The sequence below is a fragment of the Microbulbifer sp. ABF4_143 genome, from assembly GCF_056160225.1.
Map to the genome: position 1 here is coordinate 84,828 of NZ_JBSWWT010000017.1, position 12,069 is coordinate 96,896.

The 12,069-nt window shown below is 64.1% G+C and carries 11 protein-coding genes and 1 riboswitch; of the genes, 4 read left to right on the forward strand and 7 right to left on the reverse strand.

The window, feature by feature from the left end; genetic code table 11:
* The first annotated feature begins 26 nt into the window (after positions 1 to 26).
* Positions 27 to 187: riboswitch (cobalamin riboswitch) on the forward strand.
* A 103-nt stretch (positions 188 to 290) separates the two neighbouring features.
* Both ACXAF3_RS13865 and cobO read left to right on the forward strand, forming a co-directional pair.
* Positions 291 to 2,156, forward strand: coding sequence for a TonB-dependent receptor plug domain-containing protein (locus ACXAF3_RS13865; protein ID WP_475112908.1), 1,866 nt, complete (start codon positions 291 to 293; stop codon positions 2,154 to 2,156).
* Positions 2,157 to 2,281: 125 nt separating this feature from the next.
* A complete protein-coding gene (cobO, locus tag ACXAF3_RS13870) occupies positions 2,282 to 2,902 on the forward strand; it encodes a cob(I)yrinic acid a,c-diamide adenosyltransferase (protein WP_475112909.1) in 621 nt (206 codons plus the stop codon).
* A 15-nt stretch (positions 2,903 to 2,917) separates the two neighbouring features.
* Here the strand turns inward: cobO and ACXAF3_RS13875 are convergent, their stop codons facing one another.
* The 3 genes from ACXAF3_RS13875 to ACXAF3_RS13885 form a co-directional block, all read right to left on the reverse strand.
* Positions 2,918 to 3,967 (reverse strand): AraC family transcriptional regulator, encoded by a 1,050-nt coding sequence (locus ACXAF3_RS13875; RefSeq protein WP_475112910.1) that lies wholly within the window; start codon positions 3,965 to 3,967, stop codon positions 2,918 to 2,920.
* Between the two features lie 690 nt (positions 3,968 to 4,657).
* Entirely contained in the window at positions 4,658 to 6,259 is a 1,602-nt protein-coding gene (locus tag ACXAF3_RS13880; RefSeq protein ID WP_475112911.1) for an AbgT family transporter, read from the reverse strand.
* A 194-nt stretch (positions 6,260 to 6,453) separates the two neighbouring features.
* Positions 6,454 to 7,188, reverse strand: a complete 735-nt coding sequence (locus ACXAF3_RS13885; RefSeq protein ID WP_475112912.1) for an OmpW/AlkL family protein — start codon at positions 7,186 to 7,188, stop codon at positions 6,454 to 6,456.
* Positions 7,189 to 7,377: 189 nt separating this feature from the next.
* On the opposite strand from ACXAF3_RS13885, the gene ACXAF3_RS13890 reads away from it, so the two are divergent.
* Positions 7,378 to 8,079, forward strand: a complete 702-nt coding sequence (locus ACXAF3_RS13890; RefSeq protein ID WP_475112913.1) for a glutamine amidotransferase-related protein — start codon at positions 7,378 to 7,380, stop codon at positions 8,077 to 8,079.
* 33 nt (positions 8,080 to 8,112) lie between these two features.
* Here ACXAF3_RS13890 and ACXAF3_RS13895 read toward each other — a convergent pair whose 3' ends face one another.
* Together ACXAF3_RS13895 and ACXAF3_RS13900 are read right to left on the reverse strand one after the other, a co-directional pair.
* Entirely contained in the window at positions 8,113 to 8,661 is a 549-nt protein-coding gene (locus ACXAF3_RS13895; RefSeq protein ID WP_475112914.1) for a thioredoxin family protein, read from the reverse strand.
* Positions 8,662 to 8,679: 18 nt separating this feature from the next.
* The gene (locus ACXAF3_RS13900; RefSeq protein ID WP_475112915.1) at positions 8,680 to 9,657 is read right to left on the reverse strand and encodes a questin oxidase family protein; all 978 of its coding nucleotides are present in this window, start codon (positions 9,655 to 9,657) and stop codon (positions 8,680 to 8,682) included.
* A gap of 398 nt (positions 9,658 to 10,055) precedes the next feature.
* Between ACXAF3_RS13900 and ACXAF3_RS13905 the strand changes: the two genes are divergently transcribed.
* Positions 10,056 to 10,964: a methyltransferase gene (locus ACXAF3_RS13905; RefSeq protein ID WP_475112916.1), complete on the forward strand. Its 909-nt coding sequence runs from the start codon at positions 10,056 to 10,058 to the stop codon at positions 10,962 to 10,964.
* A gap of 143 nt (positions 10,965 to 11,107) precedes the next feature.
* On the opposite strand, the gene ACXAF3_RS13910 is transcribed toward ACXAF3_RS13905, so the two are convergent.
* On the reverse strand, positions 11,108 to 11,917 hold the full coding sequence (locus ACXAF3_RS13910; protein ID WP_475112917.1) for an MOSC domain-containing protein: 810 nt from the start codon (positions 11,915 to 11,917) through the stop codon (positions 11,108 to 11,110).
* A gap of 44 nt (positions 11,918 to 11,961) precedes the next feature.
* Positions 11,962 to 12,069: transposase (locus tag ACXAF3_RS13915; protein ID WP_475112918.1), on the reverse strand; the 108-nt coding region annotated here is incomplete at its 5' end.

Consider the following 12,069-nt stretch of genomic DNA (forward strand, 5'->3'; position numbering starts at 1 on the left):
CTAACCACTCGTCACTAAGCGCTGCTATACTGCCGCCCGCCCTGGGTGCCCAGCAGTGCTATTGCACTTGGCTGGGGTAAACGGGAAGTCCGGTGATGTTTTCTCAAAACAGAATCCGGCGCTGCCCCCGCAACGGTAAGTCAACTGCAATGACAAGCCCGATACCGGCCCAGAGCAATCGCAGGATAAAGCGGAGGGCTTTGTCTGGTCTGTGTGCCCCACCCGTTGTGCGCACTGATTGCACTCACCCTCCCTCAATCCGTAAACATCTTCGAGATTGGGGAACCACCATGAAAAAAACGCTTATTGCCGCGGCCGTCCTCGCCGCCGGCCAGCCGCTGCTGTCTGCCGCCGAGGAGCCTTCAGCCAATAACAATAAGGAGCCTTCAGCCAGTAGTTTGGAGCAGATCACCGTCACCGCCAGCCGCATCGAGATGCCCAGGAGAGAGGTGGGGGTGTCCGTGTCCGTGCTGACGGAAGCGGATATCGAGCGCCTGGGTTACGACAGCCTGCTGGATGTGATCCGCACGCTGCCGGGCGTATCCGTCAGTAACAGCGGCGGTGCGGGCAAGGTCAGTTCGGTGTTTGTGCGCGGTGAGCGCAACTACCGCACGCTGGTGCTGCTGGACGGGGTGAATATCGCCGATCCGGCCGCGCCGCAGGTGGGCACCCAGTTCCAGCATCTGCAGGCCGCGGATATCGAGCGCATCGAGGTGCTGCGCGGCCCCCAGGGCATGATGTACGGCGCCGGCGCCGGCGGTGTGATCAATATCATCAGCAAGAGAGCCGGCGCGCCTCTGCGGGCGCAGCTGAGTGCCGAGACAGGCCGCTACGGCACACAGAAAGCCAGCGCGAACCTGGGTGGCAGCCGCGACGGCTGGAGTTACGACCTGAGCCTTTCCAATCTCTCCAGCGACGGATTCAACAGCCGCGAGAGCGACCTCGGCGGCGAGGACGACGGCTACGACAATCTGAGCGGCCGCGCGCGCCTCGGCTACCAGTTCAGCGAAAACCTGTCCGTCGAAGGCCAGCTGCGCCACACGGACGCGGAGTCCGAGTTCGACGGCTGCTACGACGCCGGTTTTGCGCCGACGGACGACTGCCTGGATCAGTTCGCCCAGACCAGCTACCGCCTGGCCGGCCACTTCCGGCGGGACTCCGCCGGCCACCGGCTGGCCGTTGCGCGCCAGGAAATCGAGCGCGACAGTATCGCCGTCGGACAGAGCACCTTCGCAGTGGACGGCGCCATCGCCGAGCTGAGCTATACCGGCAACAGCGCTGTGGCCGGCGGCCAGCTGCTGTGGGGTGCGGAGTACGAACAGCAGGAGTTCAGCAGCGCCTTCAGCGAACAGGATATCGACAGCCTGGGTCTGTTCGCCGAGTGGCGCGGGGAGGTGGCGGAAAAGGTTTTCTATACGCTCGGCTATCGCCGCGACAGTCTGGAAACTGAAGACCACAACAGCTTCCGCGCGTCCGTGGCCTATCCGGTGTTGCTGGGCGACGAGCAGCAGCTGAAATACCGCGCGAGTTTCGGTACCGGCTATCGCGCCCCCAGTCCCTACGAGATCAGTCACAACCTGTCCCAGGGAGTCGAGGCCGTTGGTCCCGAAACCAGCCGCGGCTACGAGCTGGGCCTGGAATATCAGCTGGCGCAGCTGCTGCAGATGGAAGTGACCTATTTCGATCAGGAAATTACCGATGCGATCGTCTACGACTTTGCACTGGGCAACTGGGGCGCCTACCGCCAGGATGACGGCGACAGCCGGTCCGAGGGCGTGGAACTGTCCCTGGCCGGCGGTATCGGCGAGCGGGTCGACTGGTACCTGAACGGCACCTGGCTGGATTCCATCGACCCGCAGGGCGAACAGCGCCGGCAGGTGCCACAGCGGGTTTACAACCTCGGGCTCAGCTACCGCCTGCTCGGCGACAGGCTGACGCTGAACGGCAACTGGCAGCGGGTGGAAGACCGCCTCGACGTGAGCGGTGCACTGCTGGACGACTACGGCAAGCTGGATCTGAACGCCGCCTATCGCCTGACGGAGAAGGTGCGTCTGACGCTGCGCGGCGAAAATGTGCTGGACGAGGACTACCGCGAAGTGGCCGGTTACTACACCGCCGGCGCGGCCGTCTATGCGGGTGTACAGCTGACCCTGTAATCCGCAGTCTCTGCCCTTTGCAGGAGCGGCCAACGGCCGCTCCTACGGGCATCCGCTGGCACGGTGTATTTGCCTGCCCAGTGTATCTACAATATTTCTTTATATTCCAGAAATTGTCTCTTCCCATGACCACCCCGGAAGAAAAAGCCGAACGCCACAGGAAGCGCATGCAGGCGCGCAAGAAAATCGTCGACGCCGGCGTGGCCAGGGCCCTCGAAGAGCGCGGCATAGTGATCCTCTACACCGGCGACGGCAAGGGCAAGACCACCGCCGCCGTGGGCACCGTCGCCCGCGCGCTGGGCTACGGCTACCGTGTGGTGGTGGCGCAGTTTATCAAGGGGGCCTGGGAGTGCGGGGAGAAGAATCTGCTGACGCAACTGCCGCCGGAGCAGTATCCGCTTCAGTGGCACGAAATGGGCACCGACTTCACCTGGGAAACCCAGGATTTCGAGGCCGACAAGGCCGCCGCGCGCGCACTCTGGGACAAGGCGCTGGCGGCGCTGCGCGACGACAGGGTCTACCTGGTCGTGCTCGACGAACTCACCTATGCGCTGAACTACCACTGGCTCGACAAACGGGAAGTGCTCGACGCGATACGGCAGCGCCCGCGCTCGCAGACGGTTATTGTCACCGGCCGCGGCGCCAAACAGTATCTGAAGGACATCGCCGATACCGTCACGGAAATGCGCGCGCACAAGCACGCCTTCAGCGATGGTATCGCGGCGCGCAAGGGAATCGAGTGGTAGGCGGCGCCCGCCGCTTCACGGTTCGAAAGTGCCCTCCAGCGGGTTTGCGGCGGCCGCAGCCGCTTTGCTTTGCAGCTGTCTGCGCATCTTCAGCGGCGTCATGCCAAACCAGCGCTGGCAGGCGCGATTGAAGGAACTCTGCTCCCGGTAGCCGAGCAGGGCCGCGACCTGGGTCATCGGCATTTCCGGCTCCAACAGGTATTTCTTTGTGTGCTCGCGGCGAATTCTGTCCAGCAACGCCTCGAAGACAATGGACTGATCACTGAGGCGGCGCTGCAATGTGCGCTTGTGCAGACCGAGCTGGTTGGCCACTTCCTGCAGGCTGCAGCGCTGGATCGGCATCAGGCGGAAGATCAGCTGCTCCACCTGGTTTTTCAGATCCATCGGCTGCTCCCGTAAAGCCTCGCCGATATATTCGTTCAGGAACTGGTGCAGCCGCGTGTCGTTGTGCGCGATCCTGTGTTCCAGCTGCTCGGCGCTGAGCACCAGTGCGTCCAAGTCCTGGGCGAAATGTACAGGCGCGCCGAAAAAAGCGTAGTAGGCGTCGTGCAGCGGCTCGTCGCCTTGCAGTAGCACCGCCTGGGGGCGGAAGTCCTCGCCGCAGAGCACCCTCAGGGCCCTGTGCGCGAAGCCCAGGGCCAGCTCCCGGTTCTGGCTCGGCAGGGGCCGTCCCTCGCTGGTTTCGATGGACAGATAGTGGCGCCCCGCCGGCCTGTCGGCCCGCAACGCGACCTTCAGGCCCCCGGTGTAGTAGTGCAGGCAATTGATCGTGGCCCTCAGCGCATCCCCCACGGTCGGTGCGTTCAGGGCCAGCGCCGCCAGTGGCCCCAGGATCGTGAGGTCCTGTTGTCGCGCCAGGCGCAGACCGAAATCCGGGCAGTCCAGCTGTTCGGCCGCCGCCTCAACGACCTTCACGGCGGCGCCGAATGGCAGAACACCTTCGAGGCTCCTTACTTTTTCCGCGTCGATGTTGAACTGGCGCAGCAGCGCGTCCGGATCTCCGCCGAGCCGAGTCACCAGTTCATAAAACCCCGTCAGTGAAGCGGTTTTGATCAGCTGAGTCATTGTCTTGTGAGTCCCCAATGCGCCCCGGAAGTACTGGGGCAAGCTGAGCTTCGCCGGGGGCCGCACCATGTGCGGATCCCCGCCGGGCTTTGTATTTATTGGTGGTTGTTGTCGCGAACTCCCGCGCCCGGCTGGGACCGCCTGTATCCGCCGCTTTCCCCATTCGGCGGGTGGCCGTGCCGGAGCAGATTATTGAAATTCAGTTATAAGGTAATCGTTTTCGTGCATATTACCCGTTAGTGGCGGACAAATTATTGGCAATTGGCGACAGTCGTTGCGCGGGCCGCCGCCGGAAATGCAAGGGTTGTAAAATTAAATTCCTCGAATTTCATTCAGATTAAAAATCTGGTTCCGAAAATATCTTTTTTTAATTTATTTTTCCCAAAGAATAACGATTTCGCGTTAAATGGTTTCTGTTCTCGGCGGGGGTTAAAAAAGTTTTTCTCGGCGCGTCGAGTCTTGGGGGCTGATATGCTTGCGGCCCTACAGCCGGTTGGCACATGCCTCTGGGTTCTGCCACTAGTCGGGCTGGGCAGGCGCGTCTGCAGGCGGAATAGGGGCAGTGGCTGGAGCGCCATGGCGGAGGGGGGAGGTGCCGGTGCGGCAGGACAATTGCGGTTTCAGCAAGTGTGCTCGCAGCTGAACCCGGTCTGACGGGCGCCCGCGCCGCGAGGGCGCGGGCGCCGTCGATCAGCCGCTGTAGTAGGTCGCGGCCCCCGGTCCCACCGGCAGCCCCAGCGCGAACACCCAGATAAAGAAGAGCGCGGTCCAGAACACGAAGAAGAAGATCGAGTAGGGGATCATGGTCGCGATCAGCGTACCCATGCCCAGATCCTTCTTGTAGCGGGTGGCGAAGGACACGATCAACCCGAAGTAGCTCATCATCGGCGTAATGATATTGGTCACCGAGTCGCCGATGCGGTAGGCGGCCTGGATCACTTCCGGCGCGTAGCCGAGCAGCATCAGCATCGGCACGAAGATGGGGGCGGTCACCGCCCACTGGGCCGAGGCGCTGCCCAGCATCAGGTTCACGAAGCCGCACATCATGATAAAGAACAGGAACAGCAGCGGGCCGGTCAGGCCGATACTCTGCAGCGCGTCGGCGCCCAGCACCGCGAAGATGGTGCCCAGGTTGGTGACCTTGAAGAAGGCCACGAACTGCGCGGCGAAGAACACCAGCACTATGTACATGCCCATGGTGCCCATGCTCTTCGACATCGCATCGATCACGTCGCGGTCGTTGCGCATGGTGCCGGTCACGCGGCCGTAGACGAAGCCGGGAATCGCGAAGAACACCAGGATCATGACCACAACGCCCTTCAGGAAGGGCGAGCCGGCCACGCCGCCGGTGGCCTGGTTGCGCAGTACACCCCACTCGGGAACGATCGACAGCGCCAGCAGCGCGCAGACCCCGAGCACCGCCAGGCCGGCGAACTTCAGGCCGCGCTTCTCGTCGGCGGTCAGCGCGCCCATCTTGTCCTGGGACAGGTCGACGGAGGCCTCGCTCGGGTCGTATTTGCCCAGTTTCGGCTCCACGATCGCGATGGTCACCCAGCTGCCGACGATGGTGATCAGGAAGGTGCTGGCGATCATAAAGAACCAGTTCACCTCCGGGCCCACGGTGTAGGTTGGATCGATGATGTGCGCGGCGGATTCGGTGATACCGGACAAGAGCGGGTCCACGGTGCCGATCAGCAGGTTGGCGCTGTAGCCGCCGGAGACGCCGGCGAAGGCCGCCGCCAGGCCCGCCAGCGGGTGGCGGCCGAGGGAGTGGAAGATCATCGCCGCCAGCGGAATCAGCACCACATAGCCCAGCTCCGACGCGGTGTTGGACAGGATGCCGGCGAAGACCACGATCACCGTCACGGTGCGCTTCGAGGCCTGCATCACCAGGCCGCGCACCGCGGCCGAGAGCAGTCCCGAGTGCTCGGCGACACTGACGCCGAGCACCGCCACCAGCACGGTGCCGAGCGGTGCGAAGCTGGTGAAGTTGGTCACCAGGCTGGTGACTATCAGGCGCAGGCCATCGCCGCTGAACAGGTTGAACACCTCGATCACGCCGTCCGGGTCGCGGCCGGCGGCGCCCAGCGGGCGCGGGTCCGCCACCGACAGGCCGAAATAGGAGGCGATGCCGCTGATAACAACGACGCCCACCGCGAAGAGCGCGAACAGGGTGATCGGGTGCGGCAACAGGTTGCCCAGCCACTCCACCGTGTCGAGGAAGCGGGTAAAGGCCGTGCGGCTGTTGGCGGCGTCGGCCTGCCGCTCGCTGGAGGATGTGGTTGTGGTCATTGTGTCTCCTCGGTCATCTCGTCTCGGGGCGCCGGATATCCGCGGTGCCGCTGCCGATTATTTGGCTAAAAAATGCGCTAAAACCGGGGATCATACACAAAAGTCAGGTTGGATTGAATGCCGCGGCGGACAGCGGCGGCAGTAGGGGGAGCCGCTGCGGCACAGCGGCTGGCGGGATCAATGTATCGGAGGCCCTAGAAGCGGTAGCCTATACCGACCGAATAGACCCAGGGATCTATATCCACCTCCGTCTTGATGACGCCGGTGCCGGTCAGGGTGGGGAAGCGGATTCGGGTGTCGCTGTCGATATCCAGGTACCAGACGGCGGCGTTGACCAGCCACTGGCTGTTGCGGCCCAGGGCTATATCCACGCCCAGCTCGCCGGCCAGCCCCCAGGAGTCGTCCATATCCAGATCCGCATCGCCCACCGCACCGAGCACCATCGTGAAGTATTCGTTGGCCGCGCGGCTGACATTCTCGTCCATAAAGGTGGTGTAGTTGACGCCCAGGCCCACATAGGGCTGCACCCAGGAGTCGGTGCACACCGGGAACCACTGGACCGTCACGGTCGGCGGCAGCTGCTCGAAATCGCCCAGCCGGATGCGCCCGAGCGGCGGGCTGCCGGCCGGGTTGGGCAGGCCGGTCACCTCCAGGTCGTGCTCGAACGGAATCGCGGCCATCAGGCCGATACCCCAGTGGTCGGCAAACAGCCAGGTACCGGTAAACGTGGCGCTCTCGCCGGTGTCCGCATAGACGCGCGTGCCCGGCAGCTGGGTGCCGTCCAGTCTCAGCCAGTTGGAATCGTCATCCGGATCCGCCCAGCCGGCGCCGATACGCACTATCACACTGCCTTGGTCGTAGTCGGCCAGCGCCTGGCCGGCGCCGAGCGCAAGCGCCAGGGCCGCGGCGAGGAGGTTGAAGGCTTTCATCTGAGATCGCTCCTTGAACTGCGAGGGGCTTCCAATAGTCAGTTTAGACTCGGGTTCAGTTTCGCGACGCCGCCCGGTTGCAAGCCGCGCCAGCGGGCGGGATTTCCCCGGGCCAACTCGGCCGCGCGAATATGCCATAATCCGCACTCCCAACCGACAACCGATAGCAGTCAACCCAGCGGTGAGATAATGAAAATTGGTGTTTTGAAAACCGACGACGTGCGCAAGGAGCTGGTCGGCGAATTTGGCGAGTACCCGGAGATGTTTGCCGAATTGCTGCGCAGCCAGGACCCGGAGCTGGAATTCACCACCTACGAGGTGCAGCGCGGCCACTACCCGGCGGATATCGACGAGGTGGACGCCTATCTGATTACCGGCAGCAAAACCGGCGTCTATGAGGACAAAGAGTGGATCCCGCCGCTGATGGACTTCGTGCGCAAGCTGCACGATGCCAGGAAACCCACTATCGGCATCTGTTTCGGCCACCAACTGATCGCCCAGGCTCTGGGTGGCAAGACGCGCAAATCCGACAAGGGCTGGGGTATCGGCGTGCACAGCTACGAACTGCAGGAGACTCCGGCGTGGATGTCCGAGCCGCTGCAGCAGTTCAGCCTGCTGGTCAGCCACCAGGACCAGGTGGAGGAGCTGCCGCCGGGCGCCAAGGTGCTGGCCGGGAGCGACTTCTGCCCCATGGCCATGGTGCAGGTGGACGACCACATGCTGACCTTCCAGGCCCACCCGGAGTTCACCAAACCCTATTCCAAGAGCCTGATGGAACTGCGCAAGGAGGCTTTCGGCGAGGAGCTGGTGGAGAAGGGCAAGGCCTCGCTGCAGAATGATATCCACGAGAATACCGTGGCCAAGTGGATGGTGGAGTTTCTGCGCAAGTAATCCCTCTGGTGAACGGCGGGCGCTGAGCCCGCCTCACTTCCACTTGATATTGCACCCGATCGAGGGCATCTGCTCCCCGCCGGGCTGCTCCCCCGCCAAGACCGCATCCACCGCCGCGCGCAGATCGCGCCCGTTCACCGGCTCGCCGTTGCCCGGCCGGCTGCCGTCGAACTGCCCCCGGTAGACCAGCCTGCGGTTTCCGTCGTACAAAAAGAAATCCGGCGTACAGGCCGCACCGAAGGCCCGCGCCACCGCCTGGCTCTCGTCCACCAGATAGGGGAACACATAGCCCCGCGCGGCTATCTCCTCCTGCATCTTTTCCGGGCTGTCCTCGGGATATTTGCCGAAGTCGTTGCTGTTGATTGCGACGATGGTCAGGCCCGCCTCTTTGTACTCTTGAGCGAATTCCGCGAAGGCGGCGGCTATGTGTTTTACGTAGGGGCAGTGGTTGCAGATAAAGGCGACGAGGATCGGCTGTTCCGGAAGGTCGTCGCTGTTGTGCAGGTTGCCGGCCGGATCCGGCAGTGAAAAGCTCGGCATCGGGCTGCCGAGGGGAACCATGCTGGAAGGTGTCAGGGCCATGACTATTTTCTCCCGGATTCAGTTGTTGAAGAGTTCGGCGGCCGTGCGCTGATAATCCGGCCAGTGGTAAAAGCTGCACTCCTCGGAGCAGCTGTATGTCAGTTTGATCACGTGATCGTCATCGCTATTGCAGGCATTCCTCTTGATTGCATTCCAGGCCGCCGGGGTCCCATTTTCATCCGGGGCGGCGACGATATTTTTCGGGCCTGTACTCAGATAGGCAACCGCCAAACCGCTCCAGAAATGGCGCAGTGCGGTTTCTGGTTCCGGGCAAAAAGGCAGTATCAGCCGCAGCGCGTGGCAGCCTGTCACCCCGTGCAGCAGGGTAAAGTCCCTCGTGCCTCTATAGGCGTCGATGGCGACCCGCGCTATATCCGCAAGCCCCAACTGCTCCGGCTGAATCGGCGTATCCATCCAGCCGCGCTGCTGCGTCACCGACTGCATATGGTCGGCGATATTGCCGGGCGCGAGGGAAATCAGTGGGAATCGTTCGGCCAGTTGCGGCAGTATCTCGGAAGCGTGCGCATCGGTCAGTTTCTCGCTGGTCGGCAGCCGGTGGTATTCGAGGTTCCAGTAGGCGAGGCCATAGGCGACTTCCTGCTGGTGTTGGGCGTCTATGCCGTAGGCGGTGCGGATCAGCGGGTGGAAGGCGGCGGCGGCGATGGCCGGCAGCAGCGGCGGCAGTTCGCGCCTGAGGCACCCGCCGATGCCGTGCTGTCGGATCTGCAGCTCGTAGTAGCGCAGCGCGCTGGGGAAGAGCTCCTCGCGGTTGCGGCAGTCCGCGATGGACACCTTCGGGTCCGGGGGCAGCAGTTGTGGCCTCTCCAGGTGGGGAACCGAGCGCTCGAAGGCGCGGCGCATCTGTTCGTGGCCGGCGCCCATCTTGTCCAGTGCGATCAGCACCATCGGCAGGTGGTTGGCGAGGCGGTCGCCGTAGCGCACGTGGTAGCGGCCGGCCGCTTCGAGCAGTTCTGCACAGTAACGGCTGATGCTCATGGGGGGCTCCCTCTGCTTCTCCCGATTCTGGCAATGACTATAGAATGCCCGCTTCACGCAAGTCGAGATGAGTGCAGTTCGGTTTCCGCGGATGGAGCAAGAAGTCGGGTCGTTTCAGCGGGATAGCCTTCCGCAGTGGTTTCGGGCGCTGGACCGGGTACTGGCCGCCAACCGCCACTGGTGGCAGCTCAGGCCCTTCCACCACCGCGATTTCTATTGGCGACACAGCCATCCGCAACTCTGCGCCGCGCTGGAATCGCTGAGTGACGCCGATGTCGATCGCCTCGAGGGGGATATCACCGCCGCGGCCGAGTGGCTGTCCCCCTGGATACCGGATGGCCGGCGGCTGCAGGCGCTGGTGCGGCTGCCGCGCTTCGAATCCCGCGACCTCGCTTTTGATGCCCGGCTGGGCTACGGCGTGCCCGGGCGCAAATGGCGGCAGATTCTCGCCTTTGCCGGCTGCCTGCCGCAGTCGCGGGCGCCCCTGTTGGAGTGGTGCGCCGGCAAGGGGCACCTGGGGCGCCTGCTGGCCACCTGCGGGGGGGGGGCCGGTCACAAGCCTGGAGTGGCAGCAGCGCCTCTGCCGCGAGGGCGAGAATCTCGCGGCGCGCAGTGGCGCGGATATGCGTTTCGTGCACTGCGATGCGTTTGCCCCCGAAGCGGGCGCCTGGGTCAGGCCCGGGGAGGACGCGGTGGCGCTGCACGCCTGCGGCGATCTGCACGTCGAGCTGATGCGCCACTGGGTGCGAAACCGCGGCGGTAGGCTGAGCCTGTCCCCCTGTTGCTATCACCTGATTCGGGGCGAGGATTTCGCGCCACTTTCCCGGGCCGGTGCGGCCGCGCGGGTGTGTCTGTCGAAAGCGGATTTACATCTGCCGTTGCAGGAAACCGTTACCGCCGGCGCCGGCGTGCGCCGCCTGCGCCAGACGGAGCTGCACTGGCGGCTGGCCTTCGATGAACTGCAGCGCGAACTGCGCGGCGAGGACTGCTATCTGCCGCTGCCCAATGTGAAGAAGAGCCTGCTCTCGGGCAGTTTTGGCGATTTCGCCCGCTGGGCCGCGGGGCGCAAGGGGCTGGAACTGCCCGGTAAGCTGGACGAGTGCGCCTGGCTGGCCCGGGGGCGCGAGCGGCTGCGCCGGGTGCGGCGCATGGAGCTGGTCACCCATCTGTTCCGCCGGCCCCTGGAGCTCTGGCTGGTGTTGGACAGGGCCCTGTACCTGCTGGAGCGGGGGGCCGAGGTGCGGGTCGGGGAATTCTGCGAGCGGCAGCTGACGCCGCGCAATATTCTGCTGCAGGCGCGCCGTTAGTGGTCCAGGCGGTAAATTCGGCAACTAAAGCTCACAGCCACAGGCACCAGGGCAAGGCGAAAAAGCGGTTAATTCAAGCTTTTTCAACGCAGCACTGGGGCCTGTGGCGAAGAGATCGGTTACCGAGCTTCCCTAGCCTCCGTTTACTCCACTTCCACCCGGTCGCCGAGCCGGATAACCGCGCCCGCCGGGTCGGCGCTGTGTGGCGCCAGGTTCACGCCGAAATAGATCTGCCCGTCTTCCCCGCGCCGGTATTTCGCCAGGGTGTGCAGCGGTTCCCTGCCGGCCTTGCCGGTAAAGGGGTCCAGCCCCGGTATCGCGCAGCGGGCGCAACGGTGGGTGTTCTCCAGCTCCAGCGGGCCCGTGGCCGTGTGGATGCGGACTCTTTTCCAGCCGTCCTCGGCGAAGGGCGCTGCGCCGCCGACCACCAGGTTGGGGCGGAAGCGCAGCATGGAGACCGGCTGTTCCAGGCGCGCGTTGAGGTCGTCCAGGGAGGCCTGGCCGATCAGCAGCAGCGGCGCGCCGTCGGCGAAGCCCACCTGGCGATCCGCTCGCGGCGCCTTCAGCGGCCGGTGGAACTCCTCCCCGATGGCCACCAGGCGCAGCGGAGTTTGCAACTGCTCACTCAGCCAGGCGGCGGCCGCGTCTCCTGCGTCGCGGGCGCTGACGGTGTCGCCCCAGACGGTGACCCGGCGCAGTTCGGCGGAGTCCTCCGGCTGTGCCACCTCTATCCGCTCGCCGCCATCGCTTTCGATGCGCACGCCGCCGTCGATATTGGTGGCTTTCAGCCTCGCCATGGCGCGCAGGCGCCGCTGGGTGACGAACTGGTCTCTTTCGTCCACCAGCATCCAGCGGCGGTCGCCGGCGGCGCCGAAGCGGTCCAGGGTCAGGGATTCGCAGCGGTGGCCCTGCAGGGATTTGACCGGGAAGTGGTAGAGGGCGGAGATATGCATTGGGTTTGTTATTGTTCCCTGTTGAGTGCCGGCAATAAAAAGGTTCATCGCACTTTACCGGGAAACGCGGCTTTGATCTTTAGGAAGAAGTAGTCGTTGTCCCGGTATCCGTAGGCCGTGCGCTTGATCACCTTGATGCGGTTGTTCATGCC

Coding starts and splice junctions, on each gene's coding strand:
- ACXAF3_RS13865 (WP_475112908.1), top strand. CDS start 291: ATGAAAAAAACGCTTATTGCCGCGGCCGTCCTCGCCGCCGGCCAGCCG.
- cobO (WP_475112909.1), top strand. CDS start 2,282: ATGACCACCCCGGAAGAAAAAGCCGAACGCCACAGGAAGCGCATGCAG.
- ACXAF3_RS13875 (WP_475112910.1), bottom strand. CDS start 3,967: ATGACTCAGCTGATCAAAACCGCTTCACTGACGGGGTTTTATGAACTG.
- ACXAF3_RS13880 (WP_475112911.1), bottom strand. CDS start 6,259: ATGACCACAACCACATCCTCCAGCGAGCGGCAGGCCGACGCCGCCAAC.
- ACXAF3_RS13885 (WP_475112912.1), bottom strand. CDS start 7,188: ATGAAAGCCTTCAACCTCCTCGCCGCGGCCCTGGCGCTTGCGCTCGGC.
- ACXAF3_RS13890 (WP_475112913.1), top strand. CDS start 7,378: ATGAAAATTGGTGTTTTGAAAACCGACGACGTGCGCAAGGAGCTGGTC.
- ACXAF3_RS13895 (WP_475112914.1), bottom strand. CDS start 8,661: ATGGCCCTGACACCTTCCAGCATGGTTCCCCTCGGCAGCCCGATGCCG.
- ACXAF3_RS13900 (WP_475112915.1), bottom strand. CDS start 9,657: ATGAGCATCAGCCGTTACTGTGCAGAACTGCTCGAAGCGGCCGGCCGC.
- ACXAF3_RS13905 (WP_475112916.1), top strand. CDS start 10,056: ATGCCCGGCTGGGCTACGGCGTGCCCGGGCGCAAATGGCGGCAGATTC.
- ACXAF3_RS13910 (WP_475112917.1), bottom strand. CDS start 11,917: ATGCATATCTCCGCCCTCTACCACTTCCCGGTCAAATCCCTGCAGGGC.